Here is a 21446-nt window from a genome sequence, read left to right on the forward strand (position 1 = left end):
TAACTACATTCATGGAGGAATTACTGTTGACGATTGCGCTCGTTACGTTAGCCGTATTGATTTTGATTAATGCTTTTTTTGCTGCTTCAGAGCTTGCTCTTGTGAATTTGAACGACAATAAAGTAAAGCGGGATGCAGATCATGGGGATGCGAAAGCGAAAAAAATATATGATCTGATATCTAAACCCAGCCTGTTCTTGAGTACAATTCAAATCGGGATAACGCTTGCGGGATTCTTGTCCAGTGCGTTTGCTGCGGATTTCTTTGCGGGCCCGCTTGCTGAAACACTTGTTGCCTGGGGCGTCCCATTATCACTTGGTGTATTGAATACACTCTCAGTTATCACCATTACCATCGTTTTATCTTACTTCACACTTGTCTTTGGTGAACTTGTACCAAAACAGCTGGCGCTTCAAAAGGCTGATGCAATTGCCAGAACAGCTGCTACACCTCTTACAGTGCTGGCGAAAATCAGTGGCCCGATTGTATTCATTTTGACTGTATCCACAAACGCAGTGGTTCGACTGTTCGGCGTTGACCCGAATGCACGAAATGAAGAAGCAACAGAGGAAGACATCAGAATGCTTGTGGATGTAGGCCGTGAAAGAGGAACGATCAATCCGGAAGAAAAAATATTGATTAACAATATTTTCGAGTTCAACGATAAGATTGCAACAGATATTATCACGCACCGCAGAGATATCTCAGCACTGCCCATTGCTGCGTCTTTTGAAGATGTGCTCTCACTGGTAAAAGAAGAGCGCTTTACGCGATTCCCCGTTTATGAAGAATCGATTGATAATATAATCGGGGTGTTGCATGCCAAGGACCTTTTCCAGTATATTGGTAACGATGAACCTTTTCATTTAAAAAACCTGATCAGAAAGCCATTTTTCGTCCTGGAGTCCCAGCCGATTGATGTACTCTTCGCTTCTATGCAAAAGAGCAACACCCATATTGCGATTGTCATTGATGAATATGGCGGAACTGAAGGGCTGATTACAATTGAAGATGTCATTGAGGAAATTGTCGGCGAGATCTCAAGTGAAAGCCTTGAACATGGTCATGCTGACGAAGAGATCATTGAACAGGCTCCTGGTGTATATATAACTGAAGGTACTTACCGTCTGTGGGAGCTTGAGGAAATCATTAAAGTCAGTCTTCCATCAGAAGAACTCGATACTGTGAGCGGCTTTATAATTCATGAACTCGGTTATATTCCGGATGAATATGAAAGGCCTTATATCCAGTTTAAGAATGTTCGTTTTGATGTACTCGAACTATCTGAAAACCGGATTGAACGTGTGAAAATCACTGTACTGAGACCTGATGATCCTGAATCTGAAAAAGAGTCTTAACAAGGCTGCTGCTTTAGCAGCCTTTCTTTTATATAAAGCTTAACCAATAATTTTCAGAGGAGAATACATATGGCATTTGTCTGGTTTATCCTGGCTGCAATTGTCACCGTATATGCAGCAATGAAGCTGTCAACATACGCTGATGTGATCAGCACGAAAACGGCAATGGGCGGTCTGCTTGTCGGTACGCTCTTACTCGCAGGAGCTACTTCCCTTCCTGAGGTGACAACGAGCCTTTCAGCTGTTTTGATTGGAAATAATGATATTGCGATTGGTAACGTGCTCGGATCAAACTTATTTAACGTGTTTATCCTTGCCTGCTTTGACCTGTATTACAGAAAGAAAAAGCTCTTTTTACAGGCTAGCAATGATCACCTTTATACAGCAGGGCTCGGCTTACTGCTGACACTGCTTGTCATGATTGCGTTAACGTTACGCATTGATTATACGATTTTAGGGATGGGTATTGATTCCATCCTGATCGTGATTATTTATATTGCAGGTATCTCGATTATCGGCCGCTTATCCAAGTCAGATCAGCCTTCTCTTCCGCAGGCTGAAGCACCTGCTGCGCACCCGGTGACATCATCAGAATTTACGATGTCAGTAAAACACGCTGTGATTGGATTTAGCATTGCAGCCATTGTGATCATGGGTGCAGGGACTGTCCTTTCAATCATGGGTGATCAGATCGCAGTCATCACAGGACTCGGATCGAGTTTTGTCGGGAGCTTCCTGGTTGCTGCGACCACATCACTGCCTGAAGCAGTATCTGTACTTGTTGCACTGCGTCTGAAAAATATTAACCTTGCGATGGGATCGATTCTCGGAAGTAACATATTTAACATGCTGATTCTTGCAGGATCAGATCTGATTTACCGGGAAGGCGCAATCATCACAAGTGTCTCAGACTCCCATTTAACCACTGCAATCGGTGTGACGATTCTGTCTGTGATCGCGATCTGGGCTGTATTGATGAAAAAAGCAACTTCTTCTTTTAAATACATGCTGCCTTCTATGCTTGTTGTCGTGGTTTATTTCGTATCATCATATCTGATTTTCGTTAATAGCTAACGAGCTTAACCCTGGTTTAACACACCAGGGTTTTTTCGTGTTTATATCAGGGACATAATTTTTGTAAATGTGGGAAAGCTATCAGGTAGGATAGCAGTCTACACAAGGAAGTGATGTCAGATGGCGTTTGTCTGGTTTATACTTGCTGCAGTCGTTACAATTTATGCCGCAATGAAACTTTCTACATACGCAGACGTGATTAGTACAAAGACAGGAATGGGCGGACTGTTAGTAGGTACCATTTTACTCGCAGGAGCAACGTCTTTGCCGGAAGTAACAACAAGTTTTTCAGCAGTATGGATTGGGAACAATGATATCGCAATCGGAAATCTGCTTGGATCAAATTTATTTAACGTTTTTATTATTGCCTGTTTTGACCTTTACTTCAGAAAAAAACAGCTCTTTTTACAGGCCAGTAACGATCATTTATTTACTGCAGGAATTGGCATGATGCTGACATTGCTGATAACGCTGTCGCTCATGATACGGATCGACTATACAATTCTTGGATTAGGGATTGATTCCCTGCTGATTGCAGCGATTTACTTAGCAAAAATAATGATTCTTGGACGCTTATCAAAAAATAAACAGACGCTTAAACAACATGAAGACCCACTGCTGGCCAAAGTCGATTCTTCAGAAAAAACGATCTCTCTCAGATATGCTGTAATCGGATTTACTATTGCAGCGATTGTCATTATGGGTGCAGGGACAATGTTATCCATTATGGGCGACAAGATCGCTGTGATTACAGGTCTCGGTTCAAGCTTTGTCGGAAGCTTTCTGGTCGCTGCTGCAACGTCCTTTCCTGAAGCAGTGTCTGTCTTAGTGGCATTACGCCTTAAAAATATTAACCTTGCGATCGGGTCGATTCTGGGTAGTAACATTTTTAATATTTTTATCATTGCAGGTGCTGATGCCGTTTATAGAGAAGGCTCGATCGTTACATCTGTTTCAACTTCTCACTTAACAACCGCAATCGGTATTTTTATTCTTTCAGGCATTTTGACGTATGCTATTTTGAGGAAAAAAGCAGCATCCGGCTTTAGGTACATGCTGCCTTCCATGCTGGCTGTAGTTGTCTACTTCGTGTCATCTTATCTGATTTTTATCAACAGCTGATTTGTAAACATAAAAAAGCTCCTGCTTTAGTTGAACAGGAGCTTTCTTGGTGTTTATTTATTCACGTTATTCTTAAAATTACCTACGCCATCCTGAATATCACCTTTTGTCTTATCTTTCTTACCTTCAGACTGCATATTCGGATCATTTTTTGCATTCCCCACCTGATCCTTCGTTTCACCCTTTACCTTGTTCACAGCACCTTTTACCTTGTCACTCAATCCTTTATCAGCCATATATAACACTCCTTAGAAGTTAATAGTCCATGCATTCCCTTATGAGAAAAGTACAAACATTTCCTTTTAATCGGTTAGACTATGTCAGGCATTGATTGGTTAGAATGGATGTGAATTCACCTGGATTGATTCTCCTGTTAAGATCTTTGTCAGTTCATCAGGGCTGACTGGCTTACTAAAGTAAAATCCCTGCATTTTTGTTTCACCCTGTCTGACAATAAAGTTCAGCTGCTCTTCATTTTCAATTCCTTCAGCAACAACTTCAATATCGAGCTGTTTAAGAAGGCTGTAAATACCTGATAGTATACTTGAATTGAAATTTTCATAAGGAATACTCTCCATGAAACTCCGGTCAATTTTTACAATATCAACAGGCAGATTTCTCAATCCGTAAAGAGATGACGTTCCTTTTCCAAAATCATCAAGTGCAATTCTCACCCTACGCTTTTGTACCGCTTCAATAAAATGCATCAGATCATTATCATAATAAGAAACTTCACTTTCAGTTATTTCAACGATAATCAGATGCGGCTGGATATGGTGTGCTTCTAATTCCTGATCAAGCGTTTCAAGAAATTCTGTATAGTGGAGCAACTGGGTTTTAGAGAAATTGATCGAAAGCGACATATTTGGATAGCCGAGTTTATGCCATTCTTTTAGATTTTTGATTCCTTCACTCAGGACCCACCTGCCAATCTCGTGAATCGCACCACTCTCTTCAAAGATCTCAATAAACAGCTCGGGAGAAAGCGGACCGTATTCAGGGTGCTTCCATCTTAATAATGCTTCCACTCCTGAAATTACCGGAACCTTGCCTTCAAAAATCGGCTGGTATACAATACTCAGCTGTTCTGTGCATAAGACTGATTTTGATTCCTCTTTCAGTCTCTCTGCCTGCCCATATCGTCCGGCTGCAAGAAGATCCTGATACAGGAAAACCTGATTTTTACCTTGAGTCTTCGCCTCGTACATTGCAGCATCTGCATGCTTTAACAGCATGGATAAGTCTTTTCCGTCAGTGGGAAAAAGGCTGATGCCGATACTTGCTGAGATAAATGTCCGGATCGATCCCATTCTGAATTCAGTGTTCAGCCTGTTTTTCAGCTCTTCACATGTATCTAAGAGTGCATTCATTTCACGGTATGGAAGTATAACGGCGAATTCATCTCCACCGATTCTTGAAATCATCACCTGATCCCGCTCAAAGTATTGTTTCACTCTGGCGGCTACTTCTTTCAGCAGTAAATCACCTACTTCATGACCCCATGTATCGTTGACTTTTTTGAATCCATCAAGATCGAAAAAGATCACTGCTTTTTTTACTTTTGATTTGTTAACAAACGAACCAAACATCTTCGTCAGATAGAAGCGATTGCCAAGACCGGTCAACTGATCATGGTAAGCCATTTCTGTAATTTCTTCATTTGCTCTTTTGATATCATTGATCATATCTGAAAACTCGGTTTCAAGCTTCTTCACTTCATAAAGTTTCTTGAATAGATGATGCCCCTCCGGCAGGGCAACGCCGTCATGCTTTCTCATACCTGAAGCGAGCTCCATAATCGGTTTGAGGAGCATTTGTCTGAAAAGAAAATAGACGGCCAGTGTAATCAGCAGAAACCCAATTGCTGCCCACGTTTTGAATTTTTTCAGGTTTTTCTGCTTCTCTTTATAGAATACCCGGTCGGATGCTACATTAAGTGGCAGTAAAAAGCTTTCATCCAGATTCTCAACTATATATTCCCCGCTGATTTTATCCGCCTGTTCCAGGCTCATTATCCGCTCCTCAGTGGATAATGCAACATCCACAGACAGCTCTTCACTCAGTTCAGCAAGATAATTCTCATCAATTATTCTGCCCATAATCAGGTAGCCTGTTGGATCAGAAAAATCATTTCTGGTAATTTGGTGTGATGCCATCATGACCATTTCTCCCTGATGCGATTCATAGAACAAATCTTGACGAGCAACAGCTTCCTTCACCGTGGTCACGAAGCCTTCACTCAGTGCAAAAGTTGCACCATCGCGATCAACTCCTGACCGATAAACAACCGATCCGTTCTGATCAAGGTAAATCATGATCTGTACCTGCAGGTTAGCAATCATATCCGGCTGAAGATTATCTGTTATGTAGCCCGGGTTCTCACCATTTACAAATAAGTACGTCTCATCCCACGCACTCCAGTCGATCGTCTGGTGCAGCAGGTCATCCTGCTCATTCACAAGATAATTCTGTACCCGCTCCACATCCCTCTGCACCCTCTGCTGGTCAAACCCATTCGCTTCTTCAAGCTGCAGAGGTGTCATCAAAAATTGTATAAACAAAAAAGCCAATATTAAAAACCCGCTAAGCACGAACATCGTTAACGTTCTTATTCTCACGACCGCTCATCTCTCTTTTAATTTTTATATCGGTTGGCAGATGTGACATTTAAAATAAGAATTGAGCTATGGGTGAAGGATTCCACTGTCCAACTGATAATAAGAGATTAATTTGTCTTATAAACTGAAAAGATTATATAGTAGAATGTTAGACGAGTTGATCAAAACACTTGATGCATTACATTATTAGTTTTCTGACTTTTCGGTGATTAATAGAATATATTGACAAGTTCTAACAAGAGGAGTAGATTCTATCTATCAATCACATAACTGCCTTTAAATCGCTGAAACATATTGTGCGGGGGACCCATTTTACTGACCAATTGGTCTCAGGGGTGAATCTTTCATCTGAAAGAAGGGATACTCTTCAGTCCCTAATCCGACAGCTAACCCCGTAAGCGTTAAGGAGAGAAAGGTCTAATCATGACCATTTCTTTGTGATGTGGTTTTTTTACATTCAAAAGGAGTGAAGGAAATGGTCAAAAAGCAATTTTCAGTCATTGGGTTAGGCCGCTTTGGCGGCAGCATCTGCAAAGAGTTATATGGAATTGGACACGAGGTTATGGCGATCGATCTGTCAGAAGATAGAATCGAAGAATACGGTCAATATTCCACTCATGCGGTTCAGCTTGACAGTACGGATGAAAGATCCTTGATTAACGTAGGCATCCGAAACTTTGATGAGGTCATCGTCGCGATTGGAGATGACATTCAGGCGAGTGTGCTGACTACACTATTATTAAAAGAACTGGGAATAAAGAAAGTTGTCGTAAAAGCCCAAAATGATTATCACCATAAAGTACTTGAAAAGATCGGGGCTGATGTGATCGTTCACCCTGAATACGAGACAGCAAAACGAGTCGCTCATAACCTGTCTTCAGATACGTTAATTGACTTCATTGATTTGTCAGAGGAATACAGCATCGCGGAACTGCTCGCTACTTCAAAAATGAACAACCGATCATTAGCCGAACTGGATATCAGAGCCAGGTATGGTGTAACGGTTCTTGCTTATAAAAACAATGATCATGTGAATATTGCCCCCTCTCCCGATGATCTCATCAGGCGGGGTACAATACTCGTTGTCATGGGTCACAAATCTGATCTGGAACGATTTGAAAACACTGCTTTTTAAATTGGGATTTGGAGGTGTACCGCATGAAAAAACGAACATTCACATTGACCCCTCCCCAGTTTTTAATGGGAGGTTTTGCGATTACGATCTTGATTGGCACATTACTGCTGAAGCTGCCTTTTGCAACAGAAGAAGGCATTCAATGGATTGACGCTTTCTTTATGGCTACCTCAGCCACCACTGTTACCGGCCTGGTTACAGTGGACACAGGAACCATTTTCACTGTGTTCGGTGAGGTTGTCATCATGTTACTGATACAGATTGGCGGTCTTGGCTTTATGACATTTGCCGTATTGGTGATTCTGATTCTGGGTAAGAAAATTTCTTTGAAGGAAAGACTGCTTTTACAGGAGGCCTTGAATCAGACTGCCATTGGTGGCGTGATCAGACTGGCAATCAGGCTTTTTATTTTTTCAATTCTGATCGAATTGTTCGGAATGCTGTTACTCGCTACTGTATGGGTGCCTGAATATGGATGGGCATTCGGGTTATATACAAGCTTATTCCACTCAATCTCAGCTTTTAATAACGCCGGATTTTCTTTATGGTCTGACAGCCTGATGGGTTATGCCGGGAACCCGATTGTGAACCTGGTGATTACAGGCATGTTTATTCTTGGAGGATTGGGCTTTACTGTCCTCATTGATGTGAAGAATCAGCCGATCTTCAGAAAGCTCGCCCTGCATTCCAAGCTCATGATTATTGGCACGCTTGTCATTAATGTTGTGGCATTCCTGCTCATCTTTTTTATTGAATATGGCAATCCGAATACCATTGGACCGCTGTCATTGTTAGATAAAATATGGACATCTTATTTCCAGGCTGTCACAACGAGGACCGCCGGATTTAACACGCTGAATATTGGGGATATGGAAACGCCCTCTTTACTGCTGATGATGGTACTGATGTTTATCGGGGCAGGAAGCGGGTCAACAGCGAGCGGAATTAAGCTGACAACTGCAATTGTGATGATTGTCGCTGTGATCAGCTACCTCCAGAATCGCAGTGAGGTTACACTGATGAACCGGACAATTAAACGGGATATTGTCATTCGCTCCTTTGCCATTACAGTGGTCGGCCTTGCAGCTGTATTCGTCACTCTGTTCTTATTAACCATAACAGAACCGGATATGCCATTCCTGCTACTGGCATTTGAGACGTTTTCCGCATTCGGTACAGTGGGACTGTCAATGGGGATTACGGGAGACTTAAGTGATCCAGGTAAAGTCATTGTGATGATTCTCATGTTTCTCGGCAGACTCGGGCCGATTACACTTGCGTTCTCACTGGCGACGACAAAGCCGGATAAAGTGAAGTATGCGAAAGAAGATGTGTATACCGGGTAATACATTAAAAGAGCGGATTTCTCCGCTCTTTTATTGCTTGTTTTTACTAATTTCAGTAGATTAAGCAGTCATTTTTCGGCACTCTTCTGCACACATACGGCAGATATCAGCACATTTCTGACAATGGGTATCTTTAAACATTGAACACTCTTGTGCACAGCGCTCACAAATTGTTGCGCATAGTTCGCAATGTTCTTTAGCAAACTGTCCATTCATCGCCATCATTGAAACAGACATTTGACACATCATTGCACATTCCACAAGTATGCTTACGCAGTTTTTACGGGCATTCAAATCCGGCTCATTCAGACACGCGCTGAAGCATTCATAACATGCCTGCGCACACTTTGAACAAGCATCAATACAAGCTTGAAATTTTTCGTTTGTACTCGTGACTACACTCATGATTAAGAACCTCACTTTAATAAATTTTATTACAAAAGTAAGATTTACTAAACAACCGGATTTTATTCATTTGCTCATGAGACACCATTTAATTGAACGCAGTCAATGTATGTTGTTTCAATGTCAAATACCAATGAACGATCAAAGTACCCGCTAGGCTTACTGCCACTGGTGAAGAAGATCGCGCCATCAATAACCATCCAAAAAATGAGGCCTAAGTGTCTCATCCTCATAACGACTTGATCTTCCATCAATTTTATTCCTTTTCAATGCGAACGTTTTTTACTATAAATGGTGTCAATCCGAATATTGGAAATGTTATATTGAATGTAATGATATTGTCAGGAGGTAGAAATATGGAATTCAATTTGATCGAGATCATCACGCTGGCTGCTGTTGTTTATCTGCTATCTACGGTTTTCAGGCTCGAGCAGCGAGTGAAAACATTAGATTATAAAGTAGAGCAGCTGTCTGCGCATACGGATGTGACAGATGAAGAACTTTACCAGGAATTGCACCAGGAGCTAAGAGAGCTAACTCATCAGGGAAAAGACGTGCAGGCTGTCAAAAGAGTCCGTGAAACAAAGGGTCTTTCACTTGTTGAGGCGAAGCAGTATGTAGATACTTTTAAATTGAAGGAACAATAATTGCCCACCATTTGAGAAGTAAGAGCTTTCAATCAAGCTGATAAAGTCATTGATACAAACTGAGGACCTGGCATCCAGGTCCTCATTCTATAATGCCCGTACCCATTACTTTTATATCAACCTTCGCCTGAATCTGAAGTGCCTGATAAGTTTCATCCCATGTATCAGGGTTCCACCGCTCAGCATTAAAAGCTGAGACACGGTGCGCAAGACCAAATACATCAGATTGTGAGTCCTGTAATTTTGTCATAACATGTTCGATATCTTCTGTGAGAATCTCTTTTAGCCGCTTTTGCAGATCCGCCTCTTTTTCCTTCGTGATTTTATTCTGACCATATTCAGTAATGACGATCTCCAGTTTAACTTTCGCTTCCCAGCTTTTCAGATCTTTGCTGATTTTCATACGGGTTTTTGACTCTTTGATTTCCGCTGTCAGCCAATTCTCAACCTCAAGTTCCCTGTCAATATGGACACGACGGGTAACCCTGACCAATTCCTCTGTGTCATTATTTAAAATGTTAAAGATCACACTTTCCTCAGGGTCCAAGTGCTCTCCTGTAAAGCGATTTTTGTGAAATAGTGCAATACCGGCTACCTTTGCACGCTTTTCTTCCTCTTTATAAGTAATATAAGGCAGGTACAGGTCTTTTTCCGGATTGAAAATAATGGTGCACGCGTCCTGTAAGGAAACGTATGGGGTCACACTTGTCAGTTCAGAACTTTCCAGCAGTCCCTTAAAGTACTCTGATTTATTTTTCTGCGTCTCAATTTGTTGAGATAATAATTCATGCGCTGCTCCATCTGCTACTGCAACTCGTGCATGCAGATTGTGCTTCGGGTTTCTATACATCTCATCAAGAAATGAATATATCTCCTCTGTAGCCAGATCGTCTCCGAGGATGACCGTCTGAAGTTTTGAGAAATCTGCATACTCAGCGATCATCAGATCCATCTCAAGCATGGAGTCACGCACTGTGTGACCAGTCACAGAAATTTCATTTACCTGATCTGTCTGTTCAATCGGCGGAGCAAGCGTTGTAGCCATCACTGCCCCACTCTCTGTCTGGTCGTATCCGGCTGTATAGATCAGCTGTACATCTTTTAAAAGGTTTTGATCCCAGCAGCCTGAGAGTATAAGGCTGCTGATCATGATTGATAGCACAGACCGTTTCCTCATGTCGTATGCCCCTTTCTAAATAACAGATAAGTACATAAAGTAACCAGTGGAAGAATGACTGTAAAAATAACTGCCGCATATGGCACCAGACTTTGCAGCTTAATAATGGACTGCTTTTCGTTAATGAACAGGGAAATCACAAATACACTGGTCACGATCACCATGATGACACGCTGATGACTTTTCAGATTGAACAGCAGCCTGGTTTCTTCTGCAGCTACAAACAAATAGTTAATAAACGACGTAAGCGCCACAACAATCCAGAGTGTAATAAAGATCAGGTCAATACGCTCAATAATCACAAAGCTTAGTGACTTTAAAATGTATAAAACTGCATACGGCACGACTAGAATTTCCTCCAGGTGAAAGTAGAGCTGTGTTGAAATGATCAGAAATAAATAAAAAAACAGAACAAACGACGTTGCCCATACTGCTTTTTTCAATTCTTTCTCCCGGTTGCTTTTCACATACTTACTAAAGTATAAAAAAGCTTCAAAACCTATATAAGCCAGCATAGATGCCTCAAGCCCCCTTAGAATTGCAGGCATCCCCTCGGATCCTATTGGAAACAGGTGAATGTATTCCGGCGAACTGTATACAGGAATTAATAGGATGATCATCACCGGCAGCAGACAGGATACGATCATAGAAAACCTTGCGATATGAATAATTTTACTTCCTGCGCAATAAGCAGCCGGAATCAGAAACAGGATCACCAGCAGTTCTTTGGGGGTATCCATGTAGATCCAGTCTGATAAAACCTTTGTAAAAGAAAGGTTCGAGACAGTCAGAATGTATAGAATATAGATCAAGTAGCAAAAAACCAGGAAGTTACCCGCTAATTTGCCAAATGACTTGATCATCATGTCAAAATAGCTGACCTCCCCTGCCCTCAGCAGCAGCCATAGAAATAAGAGCAGGAGAACCTGAACGATTATTCCGCCGAATATTAAAGAAATCCAGGCATCATGTCCTGCTTCTGCCGAAATGTCTTTTGGCAGTGAAAGGACACCTACCCCAATCTGCGTCTGGATAATCAGGAAAAATAATTGCCAGCCAGTGACCTCATTATTTTTTTGCATGCTGCCACCTCTTTGAAAAGCCCTGTCTGACTTTGTTGAGTGTCAGTGTTCCTGCAGGTCTGGTGCTCTGAAGCCAGGTCGGAAGCCGGAATAGAGAATCTCTGAGACCTGACTTATGAAACGGTGCAATTGGTGTGAGATAAGGAACACCAAGGGATTCTAACCGGATCAGATGAATCAGCAATATCGCCAGTCCAACAGCAATCCCGTAAAATCCAAAGGATGTAGCCATGATCATAAATGGGAATCTTAAAATACGTACTGTTGCATTCATTTCAACAGAAGGTACAACGAATGAAGAAACGGCAGTCAACGCGACAACAATGACCATGATATTAGATACAAAGCCCGCATTCACTACAGCATCCCCAATGACCAGACCACCTACAACCCCGATCGTTTGTCCAACGGGAAAAGGCAGCCTGACCGTTGCTTCTCTGATCAGCTCAATTGTAATTTCCATAATCAATGCTTCAACGAGCGGTGGATAAGGAATATCTTCGATTGCTCTTTTGGCCGGAAGTGTCAGCGTTTCCGGAATCACTTCAAAATGGTAGCTGATAATGGCGATATAAAACGCCGGAAGCAGCAGCGCCACAATGAAACTCCCCAGTCGCAGCAATCTGTAAAACGTACCAATAATGAATCGTCCATTATAATCATCCGGAGACTGATAGAATGAAAAGAAAGAAGCCGGGCCAATTAATGCAGTTGGCGAGCCATTCAGCATAAATGCAATTCGCCCTTCAGCAAGGTTATCTGTTACGCGGTCAGGTCTTTCTGTTATGAGAAATTGTGGGAATGGAGAGAAACAGTTATCCTCAACCATTTCTTCAAGGAAACCTACACTATGAGCCACATCTGTATCAATACTTTCAATTCTTCTGATAAACTCTTCAACAATCATTTGGTTTGCTACATTTTCCACATAAATCAGTGCAGCCTTTGTGTTAGACTCTTTACCAATTTGATAATACTTGACGACTAAATGAGGCGATTTCAAGCGCTGCCTGAGTAAATATATATTGTTGCTGAGCGATTCATTCATTCCATAATGGGGTCCGCGGATCACCTGTTCATTTTTCGGTTCCTCAATACTTCTTGAAAGCTCCTTTGGTATGGTAATCCCTTTCATCTTCCAACCAGTTTTTTCAGGCATGACGATGAACGCTTCTCCATCCAGCAAATTTTTCACAAGCTGCTTAAATGAGATCGTTTCCTCATAAAATTGTATTTTGCTGCTCATGACCTGATCATCTGTCAGCCACTTCATTTCACCTGACCACTCAATGATCTCCTCCAGCCTCACCTGATCAACAAGTGATTCAATATAGATGATTAACGACTGAGATTCAGCAGCATGACCGTACACAGATAATACAACCAGATCCTCTGTATTCCCTAATTGAAACAGCAGCTGTTCCTTAAATTCATTTATATCGGTACACTGAAACACTCGATCCTTGCGCTGGAATGGCTTCCCTCCCACACCCTCACCCCCATTTTTATTAATCTTGAACACTTTTGAGTAAATATATACATGACTATCAGACTTTTAATTGATCCACAGACACAGAAAAACACCTGACGGCTGGTGGTCAGGTGTCTGGTCATCATGCTATGTATATATGATAAAACTGAGTACTGCTATGCCTGCAAACACTGCTGTAAAAAATCCATTGATATACCCTTCTCTGTTCTTTCCCTTTTCAAACAGCTGCATAGTCGTCAGAACAAAGATCGCCGGCAGCAGATAAAAGATGCCGGGTATTGGGAATGGACCGATGATGAAGCTTGCAATGAATAGGCTGGTGAAAAGTGCGACTAGGATGTAGGCAGTGACTTTCATCGGAACCCCTCCATGCTTAAGTTTTCTTCAGCAAATCAAGCGTTATGTCTTTTTTGTAGATACCGGTGTCTGTAAAGACAAACAGCGCATTGCCACGCATGATGTTTCTACCATCCAGCTTGTTACCTGCAGCATCAATCATCTGGAATCGCTCTTTGGTCTCAAATCCCCACCTGCCGTTTAACAAAAGACGCGCCTGTCCCGGGTGACAGCCGGCTTCAAATATTACGTCAGGACTGAGCATAGTAAAAGGCCCAAGCAGCATATGGTCGGGCAGCTTTACCTTTCTGACTTCATCAAAATGGTTTAAATGAACAAGATTTGAAAACAATGAATAGTTGATGTAGATATGTTCCGCAGCCTGTATATTCATTGAGCCCATTTCATGAATATTATACTTTCTTGCTTCCCATCGAATCTGGCCAGTTTGAGAAAATGCCACAAGCCCGGCACTGCCGATCGGATTATAGTGCCAGCCGTGATTTCCATATACACCTTCCTCGTGGTAAGCTACCCAGATCGTATCTTCATCATCAATTGCAACACCTGACAGGCCGGTACCAAGCACAAATTCATCCAGACACTCACCATCCGCACTGTATCTCCGTGCATTCTTCTGTACCCAGTCATTCTTCCGCCAGCAGAAGCTTGATGCGAGCAGCACTGTTCCATCTGTAAACATATCCAGTCTATCCGGTACAAACGGAAAATCAGCCGCTGTAAAATGCGTGCCCTCATTCCCGTCAATGATCTTCACCACATAGCCACCTCGATGCGTGCTTGAATCGACACCATTAAACTGATGCAGATCCTCTTCAATCATCAGCACCCGTTGATCACGCGTTACAGCAATCGGGTATGCAACTGCCTTTGGAGTTTTCATATCACTCCACTTTTCTAAAGTAATACTCCTCATATCAGCACTCCCTTACTTCTCTGCGGCTCCCATCACAAGATCCATCCACTGCTCACGTCGCGCCCAGAAACTGAACTCCATTTCCATCGTAGCAAGCCACTTCATGTCCTGTATCCCAAGGTTAAAAATCATCGGTGGCGCGGTCGGCGTAAATAACTGCACGCACCAAGGGCTGACGATATCAAACTGCTCATTAAATTCGTGCCATTTCGCTAAAGTGAGCCTGTTCGTCCGCACAAACGTCCTCAACTTTTTGATCAACACATGCAAAGCCTCGTTATGATCCCAGTTCGTTTCTTCAATCTCCTCTTCAGTCAGCGCAAACAGTTTCGTCCAGTAGGCAAAGCCCGCTTTCCCGTGTCCTGATAAAAGATTATCTTCACCTCTGTCAAAATGTAGAGACCCCTTTGCACCAAAGTGCGCTTCAAGATCAGCTGCGGTAAATACACGCACGTTTTCAAATCCTTCATCTGTCAGTAAAGACTTTGGTGCTGAAACAATGACAAGGCCAAGTACGAATTGATCGTTCATCTAGTTCACTCCCTGGTTTAGCTTGTAAGTTATTTGCGTTTTCATTTAACTTATAAAAGATATAGCAAAACTGGCAGATTACCTTTGTAACAATCGATAATCTTATAAATAAAAATTAAAATTTAATAGAATAGTAGTTTAAGTTTAACATTTATATTCAAAAAATTGGTTATTGAACTAAAAAAGCCATTTATCAACGGCTTGTAACCGTTAAATAAATGGCTTCACAATTATTTTATACTTTCACCTGCCCAAGATCCTTCCAACCATACACAGCTTCCTTCAGGTCTCTCCCACCAAAATTAATCTTCACCGTATCAACCTTCTCTGCGCCAAGCACCTCATAAAACCGCTTAGAATCATTCTTCTCAAGGACACAGACAATCATTGAAGTCAGCCCTTTACCTTTCAATTCTTCCACCAGAGGTGCCATCAGCTTTTTGCCAAGCCCCTGCCGCTGATAAGATTCCAGTATGTAAATCGCAAACAACTCACCGTCGTAACCGGAATACTTATTACTTCTCTCTTCCCCGCCATTTGCAAACCCGACAATCTCACCATGCTCCTCAGCCACATACACAGCCTGTCCATCTCCGATAATCTTGCTCCACATCTCTTCCCTGCGCTCATAAGACATGTGGTCCAGATAATCATCCGGCACCATTCCTCTGTACGTCGTTTTCCATGTGTCCACCTGCACCTTTGCGATTCCCGCAGCATCTTTGAGTGTTGCTTTTCTGATATTCATTGGGCACCTCCGTGATTATATGAGTTTGAGAATTGTATACCTATATATTCTGGATTACTTTTGGAAATCCTTTCAAACAAGTTAATTAGTTTTAGGTTTTGATGCTTTTTTCTCAAAATACTCTTCAAGTCTGTAATGACAGATCTGCTTGGTTAATTCATATAATTCTTTCCGAAGAGCTTCAGCAGGTTCCGGTATATCAAACCAAAACTTTTTATCTTCAAACTTTACAATTCCACCAGAAGAACCGGACCATTTAGAAAGCGGCATGTCTTTAAGCAGTTTGGCAACCTTTTTCTCATCATACTCCCATAATGACTTACCCTTTTTGTCACTGAAATCAATAACTTTTCTATACTTTTTTTCAGTAAGGTAATGATGAAACGAATAAGCAATCTCTTCAGCTGTGACAGGTTTATACCAGTTTTCAGAACCCCGTTCAAGCATGGCGAGCAGCACAATCATTTTATAGCTTTTGACCATCCCTGTTTTTTCAGCTTCTATAAACCAGTCTTTATAAAGATCAGCTGTCTTCTCTTCAGCATCTGTCAGCTTCCCTGCATTTTTAAGCAGGTATACGTACGAGCCAAATGTTCTTTTTACGAAAATACTTGGGATGGAAGCCATTCTATGAAACTGTAAATAAGTTGGTCTCTCTCCCAGTTCAAGTGTCAGTTCATCAAGCTCATTCATCAGCCTGTCTCTGACCTGAAGCCTGTTTTTACCCATTTCTTTTACGAGATCTATAATATTTGTTTCAAGCTCTACTTTACAGCCCTGAGGCATGTCAGGAATCACTATTTTATGATCTCTTTCAAAGCTTGAAGGATCCTGATCAAACACCTTCAGTTTTACATCTGCATTCCGGTAGTTTCCAATCAGATCAATGACGGTACAATGACTTTTCCCTTCAAACAAGCGCAATCCTCTGCCTAATTGCTGAGTAAAAATCGTAAGTGATTCAGTCGGTCTGACAAATAACAATGTATCCACCGGCGGGATATCAACACCCTCATTGAATAGATCTACTGTAAAAATGACGTCCAGCACCCCTTCATGGAGTTCTTTAATTGCTTTTTGCCTTGAGGTATTACTTTTGGAATGAAGAGCTGTTACCTGCTTTCCCTGTTCCCTGAAATAGTCTGCAAGGAACTCCGCCTGTTTAATAGATGAACAGAATGCTATTGTTCTTGTCTGACGATGTCTGTTCCAGGCAGCGTAAATCTTTTGTGCCATACCTTTTCTAAGCTGAACCTGCTCAAGCTGCTCCTGATCATAACCAGAACTGAGCCATCTGATCTTTGAATAGTCCGTTTCATCGTAAACACCATAATAATGAAATGGCGCCAACCACTGATTCTGAATCGCCTTCCAGAAGTTCATGTTATAAGCTTCATTTCCATCACAAATGGCAAAAACATCTTTTCCGTCGTTACGGTCAGGAGTGGCAGTAATACCAAGCAGGAACTCAGGTTTAAAGTGATTAATAATCTTCTGATATGAAACTGCGGCAGCATGATGAAATTCATCTACTACGATCAAATCAAATGTTTCAGGATGATATTGATCCAAATAGTGCTTTCTTGATAACGTGGCAACGGATGCGAAAACAACATCTACATTCATTTGTTTTTCAGTGCCTGTAAGAAGGCCGGTTGACCATTCTTCTGACACATGTTCAAAAGAAGCTTTCGCCTGTCTTAAGATTTCTTCACGGTGTGCAATAAAAAGCACCCTTTTAAATTGATGGGCAAAGAAAGCGGCAAGATAAGTCTTCCCAAGTCCAGTGGCCATCACAATCATCGCTTTGTCATATCCCAGATCCATCGTTTCATCTAACGCCTGCAAAGCCTGTTTTTGCGCTTCCCTTGGCGATAATTCACCTGTAACTGACGTCTCAAAAACAGTGGCTGGAGAGTCCTGGTCCTCCGGCTCACCAAACATCACTGCTTCTTCCTCTGATTGAGTCCAGACTTTATGTACATCTTTAGATAAATGGAAAACATCAAATATCTCTTCATAGCGTTCTATTGTTTTTATATTAACTGGAACCGTACATTCATGTTGAAAAAGGTTCATAAACGACTCAGCAGAATGCTCGAATAATTGCTCCTGATCTGAGGCTGCAGAGAGACTCCATTCAATACCCCCATCTAAAGCTGATGCTGATAAGTTAGAAGACCCTACAACAACATGCCCACCACTCGAAAACCTGAACAGATAGGCTTTAGGATGAAAAGACCGCCCATCATTCTGCCACAGTCTCACTTCAGCCGAAGGTAGTTCTCTAATAAGGTTTTTCAATGCTTTTGGTTGAGTGATGCATAGATAATCACCAGTTAACAGTCTGATATCCGCTCCTCTATCAGCAGCTTTCTTTAATGACGGCAGGATTCTTTTCACACCTGAATCCATCACAAACGCCGTTAACAGATAAATTTCCTCAGCCTGTTCGATATGATGATTTAATTCATCGATTAAATGAGAAGTGATCAGCTTTACGCTAGTCATCTTCCACACTCACTAAATAAATTTTTTCATTAAATCCGCCCCGGTCACGAGCCTTTACCTCTCGCGCTTCCTCCACTTCCTCGAGCGTCACGCCATGCGTCTTAGCAGCAGCAGAGATCAGTTCAAGCAGGTCTGCGAGTTCCTCGATTGCGTCTTCGTCGTTTTGGGTGGCGTGGTATTCTGCCAGCTCTTCTTTCATCTTTTTCTTCACTTCAATCACATACTCTTCATTACTCAGAATTCTCGTTTCCATTGACTTCCCGCTTGCTGCAATAATATCCGGGATGAGGTCGCGGACGAGTTTGTTATAGACCGGCATATTGGACACTTCCTCTACGTTTTTCTCTATTATAACCCCTACAAAAGGAAGCTTCATCCAAAAGTATATTTTTCATTTGAGGCGTTATATAATAGATTTACTGATAAGGAGGTGAAAACAATGGAGAAAGAGATACTAGCAATTTTGCAGGACATGCAGGGTGAGTTGAAAGAGATTAAGACTGACCTGCGCGAGTTTAAAGAAGAAGCTAAAGAGAAATTTATAGAAATTGATACAAAGTTTGTTGCCATTGATGCCAGGTTTGATGCTGTTGATGACAGGTTTAATAAGATTGATTCACAGCTACACCGTATGGAATATGAAAACCAACATGCAATCCTTTCTATGTTAAAAAATCAGGATAAAAAACACGAAGAACAGCATTAGAATTTCGATTATCTGCTACATAAAAACATCGAACATAATGAAGACTTCCACACATTTAAAAAACAATCACAGAACTAGCTCCGCGTCGTTCCTCATGACACTGCTAAAATTGAATATCCAAAAGAAAACAGCAGTGTGCGTTCACTGCTGTTTTTTGATGACTATTTCTTTAAAAAATCCATTGCTGACTTTATTTCTTCTATATAACTAGCTGCTTCATCGTATTGATCAGTGACGACACATTTGATTGCCCATACCGAGTGCTACTACCCCACATTCGGCGTGTCTTCAACACTTTCCGAAACATTCTTTTTGTGTTCTCTTATGATCAGTCTTGTTACTTGAACAATCGACTGGCAGATTAATAGAAGGCCTGGTAAGATAAAAAACACAAAAATTCCGTTTTTTGATCTGGAGAATTCAATCACGTATCCTGCGTAAGGTATGGTAAAACCATGATATTCAGCAATGATATTATCAGGCAGCAAAAGAGAGGTATCGGGTCCATCGTTATGATCTCCTTTTGTTCGATACATGACTTGATCATTTTTTGTTATGACTTCGATGATGCGATGCGTGACAAACTGACGGCTGTTTTTCATGTATGTAACAACGTCGTATTCTTTAAACTTTTCCTTATCCCCTCCAGTTTTGACCGCGATAATCGATCCGGTTTGAATGCCAGGCTCCATTGACCCCGACAGCACCGTCTTAATCTGGTAGCCAAACACTTCCGGCGGTCCACCGGTTAGTCTGGAGGAAGCGATAAAGAAGATCAGGACCCCTATCACAAGATAAAACAAAACAGTTACAGCTTTAGTCACGAATAGAAAAAATCGATTATTCTCCATTTTGGTCACCTTCTCCTTCACTTCCTTCCATATCCGGGAGGTCATCCTGGTTTGTTTCTTCCTCTACATGTTCCTTAACTTCCGTACCATCCTCTATTTCTTCAGTTGCTTCTTCTGTACTCTCTTCTTGAGCGTTTTCTTCTACTACTTCTTCCATCACGTCTTCACTTGTGTCACCATCTACTTTTCCCACTGCTTCTTCACTCATATCCCCGGTTACTTCTTCTATGACTTCCTTACTTACCTCATTTCGTTCATCCGCTTCTTCTGTTTCAAGTTCCTCTTCAGGTTCTTCCACCCAATACCCTGCATGAATGAATCCATTTTCACTGGAGGCTGTTGTGAGGTATGCGGATGTAGCGGAACTGATGTATGTAATGGTCACGAACAACGCATAGATGATGCCTACACTAAAGGCTGCTAGCTTTTTCTTTTTTCGACTAATCGCAAACACCCCTCATTCCATATGCAATCAATAATTAACTTCTGAGCGTACACAAATATCGTGCTATTTACGTTCGCTCAAAATTCAATGACTTTCAAAATATGGCAGCAAGGTGAGTTCCCCCACCCTCCTGACCAGTACAAACAAATTACTCTATATGCTCTCCTTCCCCTTGATTCCCAACAAATTCCCAAGTGATGGATAAAGTATCACCCTGAAATTGATTTTGTTCTTCACCGTTATCGACAAATTCAAATTGAACAAACATCAAATCATCTGTTCCTGCTTCTAAGCCGCTGCCTTCTCCAAAGTATTCATCAATTTTCTTCTCTACCGCATCTGGTGCCATGTTCTGTAAATCATATAAAGTAGTGGCAAAGATGATATCGTTATACTCAGCCCGGCCTGTTTTATCTGCATTCTCTAAAAAGTTAACCATCATATGTTTTCCAAAATCGTCGGTGTTATCTCCGTTTGCATCAATGACTTCGTAAGAAGAGTTTAAAATCACTTCAGGAATATCAAGAGAGCCATTATTCTCAAGGTAAAATACCCGATTCATCCAGTCACCCGGCTTCATGTTATCAATTTCGATAATGGTTTCAGGGTTTACTGACAAATCCAGCGTACCCACCGCGAAAGTACCATTCGCTTCTGCGGTCGCACTAAAATAGGCGTATGTACCTCCACCGACTAATGATAATCCTAATGCAGCCGGTGCCAGTCCCATTGCAATTCTCTTTATTAAACTCATTTAAGTTCCTCCTCTAGTTTTTATATTTTGTCATATGCTTTTTAAAACCGGTCAGAGACTTAGCTCCCTTATTGAGGGATGAGCCTCTATTAAAACGTTATAACGATCTTAAGATTCTATTTTAAGAACAATCGAACCGCACTTAATTGCACTTTATTATTTAATCGCTCA

General features: G+C 41.6%; 23 protein-coding genes and 1 riboswitch. Of the genes, 7 read left to right on the forward strand and 16 right to left on the reverse strand.

Annotation, left to right across the window (positions count from 1 at the left end; genetic code table 11):
* Positions 1 to 26: 26 nt before the first annotated feature.
* The 3 genes from DH10bf12_RS01735 (at position 27) to DH10bf12_RS01745 (ending at position 3554) form a co-directional block, all read left to right on the forward strand.
* Positions 27 to 1358 carry a hemolysin family protein gene (locus tag DH10bf12_RS01735; protein ID WP_471736905.1) on the forward strand — a complete coding sequence of 444 codons (1332 nt, stop codon included), beginning with the start codon at positions 27 to 29 and terminating at the stop codon, positions 1356 to 1358.
* A gap of 69 nt (positions 1359 to 1427) precedes the next feature.
* Entirely contained in the window at positions 1428 to 2432 is a 1005-nt protein-coding gene (locus tag DH10bf12_RS01740; protein ID WP_471736906.1) for a sodium:calcium antiporter, read from the forward strand.
* Positions 2433 to 2552: 120 nt separating this feature from the next.
* The gene (locus tag DH10bf12_RS01745; RefSeq protein ID WP_471736907.1) at positions 2553 to 3554 is read left to right on the forward strand and encodes a sodium:calcium antiporter; all 1002 of its coding nucleotides are present in this window, start codon (positions 2553 to 2555) and stop codon (positions 3552 to 3554) included.
* Positions 3555 to 3607: 53 nt separating this feature from the next.
* Here the strand turns inward: DH10bf12_RS01745 and DH10bf12_RS01750 are convergent, their stop codons facing one another.
* On the reverse strand, positions 3608 to 3790 hold the full coding sequence (locus tag DH10bf12_RS01750; RefSeq protein ID WP_471736908.1) for a CsbD family protein: 183 nt from the start codon (positions 3788 to 3790) through the stop codon (positions 3608 to 3610).
* Positions 3791 to 3889: 99 nt separating this feature from the next.
* Positions 3890 to 6124, reverse strand: a complete 2235-nt coding sequence (locus DH10bf12_RS01755) for an EAL domain-containing protein (RefSeq protein ID WP_471736909.1) — start codon at positions 6122 to 6124, stop codon at positions 3890 to 3892.
* A gap of 320 nt (positions 6125 to 6444) precedes the next feature.
* Positions 6445 to 6588: riboswitch (cyclic di-AMP (ydaO/yuaA leader) on the forward strand.
* A gap of 50 nt (positions 6589 to 6638) precedes the next feature.
* Between DH10bf12_RS01755 and DH10bf12_RS01760 the strand changes: the two genes are divergently transcribed.
* Complete coding sequence (locus tag DH10bf12_RS01760) at positions 6639 to 7307, forward strand: potassium channel family protein (protein WP_471736910.1); 669 nt, start codon at positions 6639 to 6641, stop codon at positions 7305 to 7307.
* Positions 7308 to 7330: 23 nt separating this feature from the next.
* The gene (locus tag DH10bf12_RS01765) at positions 7331 to 8653 is read left to right on the forward strand and encodes a TrkH family potassium uptake protein (protein ID WP_471736911.1); all 1323 of its coding nucleotides are present in this window, start codon (positions 7331 to 7333) and stop codon (positions 8651 to 8653) included.
* A 60-nt stretch (positions 8654 to 8713) separates the two neighbouring features.
* On the opposite strand, the gene DH10bf12_RS01770 is transcribed toward DH10bf12_RS01765, so the two are convergent.
* Positions 8714 to 9058, reverse strand: coding sequence for a four-helix bundle copper-binding protein (locus tag DH10bf12_RS01770; protein WP_471736912.1), 345 nt, complete (start codon positions 9056 to 9058; stop codon positions 8714 to 8716).
* Positions 9059 to 9132: 74 nt separating this feature from the next.
* Complete coding sequence (locus tag DH10bf12_RS01775; RefSeq protein WP_471736913.1) at positions 9133 to 9309, reverse strand: hypothetical protein; 177 nt, start codon at positions 9307 to 9309, stop codon at positions 9133 to 9135.
* A 105-nt stretch (positions 9310 to 9414) separates the two neighbouring features.
* On the opposite strand from DH10bf12_RS01775, the gene DH10bf12_RS01780 reads away from it, so the two are divergent.
* On the forward strand, positions 9415 to 9705 hold the full coding sequence (locus DH10bf12_RS01780; RefSeq protein ID WP_471736914.1) for a hypothetical protein: 291 nt from the start codon (positions 9415 to 9417) through the stop codon (positions 9703 to 9705).
* An 82-nt stretch (positions 9706 to 9787) separates the two neighbouring features.
* Here the strand turns inward: DH10bf12_RS01780 and DH10bf12_RS01785 are convergent, their stop codons facing one another.
* The 9 genes from DH10bf12_RS01785 to DH10bf12_RS01825 form a co-directional block, all read right to left on the reverse strand.
* Positions 9788 to 10882: a Ger(x)C family spore germination protein gene (locus tag DH10bf12_RS01785; RefSeq protein WP_471736915.1), complete on the reverse strand. Its 1095-nt coding sequence runs from the start codon at positions 10880 to 10882 to the stop codon at positions 9788 to 9790.
* Positions 10879 to 11964, reverse strand: a complete 1086-nt coding sequence (locus tag DH10bf12_RS01790; protein ID WP_471736916.1) for a GerAB/ArcD/ProY family transporter — start codon at positions 11962 to 11964, stop codon at positions 10879 to 10881. Before DH10bf12_RS01790 ends, DH10bf12_RS01785 begins: the two co-directional genes overlap by 4 nt.
* A complete protein-coding gene (locus tag DH10bf12_RS01795; RefSeq protein ID WP_471736917.1) occupies positions 11951 to 13453 on the reverse strand; it encodes a spore germination protein in 1503 nt (500 codons plus the stop codon). Before DH10bf12_RS01795 ends, DH10bf12_RS01790 begins: the two co-directional genes overlap by 14 nt.
* 129 nt (positions 13454 to 13582) lie before the next feature.
* Positions 13583 to 13813: a hypothetical protein gene (locus DH10bf12_RS01800; protein ID WP_471736918.1), complete on the reverse strand. Its 231-nt coding sequence runs from the start codon at positions 13811 to 13813 to the stop codon at positions 13583 to 13585.
* A 16-nt stretch (positions 13814 to 13829) separates the two neighbouring features.
* Positions 13830 to 14729, reverse strand: a complete 900-nt coding sequence (locus tag DH10bf12_RS01805) for a hypothetical protein (protein WP_471736919.1) — start codon at positions 14727 to 14729, stop codon at positions 13830 to 13832.
* A gap of 12 nt (positions 14730 to 14741) precedes the next feature.
* Positions 14742 to 15260 carry a hypothetical protein gene (locus tag DH10bf12_RS01810; protein ID WP_471736920.1) on the reverse strand — a complete coding sequence of 173 codons (519 nt, stop codon included), beginning with the start codon at positions 15258 to 15260 and terminating at the stop codon, positions 14742 to 14744.
* 235 nt (positions 15261 to 15495) lie between these two features.
* Positions 15496 to 16008 carry a GNAT family N-acetyltransferase gene (locus DH10bf12_RS01815; RefSeq protein WP_471736921.1) on the reverse strand — a complete coding sequence of 171 codons (513 nt, stop codon included), beginning with the start codon at positions 16006 to 16008 and terminating at the stop codon, positions 15496 to 15498.
* An 81-nt stretch (positions 16009 to 16089) separates the two neighbouring features.
* Positions 16090 to 18519: a DEAD/DEAH box helicase family protein gene (locus DH10bf12_RS01820; RefSeq protein WP_471736922.1), complete on the reverse strand. Its 2430-nt coding sequence runs from the start codon at positions 18517 to 18519 to the stop codon at positions 16090 to 16092.
* Entirely contained in the window at positions 18512 to 18838 is a 327-nt protein-coding gene (locus DH10bf12_RS01825) for a pyrophosphohydrolase domain-containing protein (RefSeq protein WP_471736923.1), read from the reverse strand. Before DH10bf12_RS01825 ends, DH10bf12_RS01820 begins: the two co-directional genes overlap by 8 nt.
* Before the next feature lie 120 nt (positions 18839 to 18958).
* On the opposite strand from DH10bf12_RS01825, the gene DH10bf12_RS01830 reads away from it, so the two are divergent.
* Positions 18959 to 19225, forward strand: coding sequence for a hypothetical protein (locus DH10bf12_RS01830; RefSeq protein WP_471736924.1), 267 nt, complete (start codon positions 18959 to 18961; stop codon positions 19223 to 19225).
* Positions 19226 to 19491: 266 nt separating this feature from the next.
* Here DH10bf12_RS01830 and sipW read toward each other — a convergent pair whose 3' ends face one another.
* The 3 genes from sipW to DH10bf12_RS01845 form a co-directional block, all read right to left on the reverse strand.
* Positions 19492 to 20076: a signal peptidase I SipW gene (gene sipW, locus DH10bf12_RS01835; protein WP_471736925.1), complete on the reverse strand. Its 585-nt coding sequence runs from the start codon at positions 20074 to 20076 to the stop codon at positions 19492 to 19494.
* On the reverse strand, positions 20066 to 20530 hold the full coding sequence (locus DH10bf12_RS01840; protein WP_471736926.1) for a hypothetical protein: 465 nt from the start codon (positions 20528 to 20530) through the stop codon (positions 20066 to 20068). Before DH10bf12_RS01840 ends, sipW begins: the two co-directional genes overlap by 11 nt.
* Before the next feature lie 139 nt (positions 20531 to 20669).
* The gene (locus DH10bf12_RS01845; protein WP_471736927.1) at positions 20670 to 21275 is read right to left on the reverse strand and encodes a TasA family protein; all 606 of its coding nucleotides are present in this window, start codon (positions 21273 to 21275) and stop codon (positions 20670 to 20672) included.
* Positions 21276 to 21446: the final 171 nt, after the last annotated feature.

It is taken from the genome of Jeotgalibacillus sp. 10bf12, from assembly GCF_055597105.1.

What these genes read in the sequence shown, in the direction of transcription:
- DH10bf12_RS01740 (WP_471736906.1), top strand. Translation starts at nt 1,428, where the DNA reads ATGGCATTTGTCTGGTTTATCCTGGCTGCAATTGTCACCGTATATGCA.
- DH10bf12_RS01745 (WP_471736907.1), top strand. Translation starts at nt 2,553, where the DNA reads ATGGCGTTTGTCTGGTTTATACTTGCTGCAGTCGTTACAATTTATGCC.
- DH10bf12_RS01750 (WP_471736908.1), bottom strand. Translation starts at nt 3,790, where the DNA reads ATGGCTGATAAAGGATTGAGTGACAAGGTAAAAGGTGCTGTGAACAAG.
- DH10bf12_RS01765 (WP_471736911.1), top strand. Translation starts at nt 7,331, where the DNA reads ATGAAAAAACGAACATTCACATTGACCCCTCCCCAGTTTTTAATGGGA.
- DH10bf12_RS01770 (WP_471736912.1), bottom strand. Translation starts at nt 9,058, where the DNA reads ATGAGTGTAGTCACGAGTACAAACGAAAAATTTCAAGCTTGTATTGAT.
- DH10bf12_RS01775 (WP_471736913.1), bottom strand. Translation starts at nt 9,309, where the DNA reads ATGGAAGATCAAGTCGTTATGAGGATGAGACACTTAGGCCTCATTTTT.
- DH10bf12_RS01780 (WP_471736914.1), top strand. Translation starts at nt 9,415, where the DNA reads ATGGAATTCAATTTGATCGAGATCATCACGCTGGCTGCTGTTGTTTAT.
- DH10bf12_RS01785 (WP_471736915.1), bottom strand. Translation starts at nt 10,882, where the DNA reads ATGAGGAAACGGTCTGTGCTATCAATCATGATCAGCAGCCTTATACTC.
- DH10bf12_RS01790 (WP_471736916.1), bottom strand. Translation starts at nt 11,964, where the DNA reads ATGCAAAAAAATAATGAGGTCACTGGCTGGCAATTATTTTTCCTGATT.
- DH10bf12_RS01800 (WP_471736918.1), bottom strand. Translation starts at nt 13,813, where the DNA reads ATGAAAGTCACTGCCTACATCCTAGTCGCACTTTTCACCAGCCTATTC.
- DH10bf12_RS01805 (WP_471736919.1), bottom strand. Translation starts at nt 14,729, where the DNA reads ATGAGGAGTATTACTTTAGAAAAGTGGAGTGATATGAAAACTCCAAAG.
- DH10bf12_RS01810 (WP_471736920.1), bottom strand. Translation starts at nt 15,260, where the DNA reads ATGAACGATCAATTCGTACTTGGCCTTGTCATTGTTTCAGCACCAAAG.
- DH10bf12_RS01815 (WP_471736921.1), bottom strand. Translation starts at nt 16,008, where the DNA reads ATGAATATCAGAAAAGCAACACTCAAAGATGCTGCGGGAATCGCAAAG.
- DH10bf12_RS01820 (WP_471736922.1), bottom strand. Translation starts at nt 18,519, where the DNA reads ATGACTAGCGTAAAGCTGATCACTTCTCATTTAATCGATGAATTAAAT.
- DH10bf12_RS01825 (WP_471736923.1), bottom strand. Translation starts at nt 18,838, where the DNA reads ATGCCGGTCTATAACAAACTCGTCCGCGACCTCATCCCGGATATTATT.
- DH10bf12_RS01830 (WP_471736924.1), top strand. Translation starts at nt 18,959, where the DNA reads ATGGAGAAAGAGATACTAGCAATTTTGCAGGACATGCAGGGTGAGTTG.
- sipW (WP_471736925.1), bottom strand. Translation starts at nt 20,076, where the DNA reads ATGGAGAATAATCGATTTTTTCTATTCGTGACTAAAGCTGTAACTGTT.
- DH10bf12_RS01845 (WP_471736927.1), bottom strand. Translation starts at nt 21,275, where the DNA reads ATGAGTTTAATAAAGAGAATTGCAATGGGACTGGCACCGGCTGCATTA.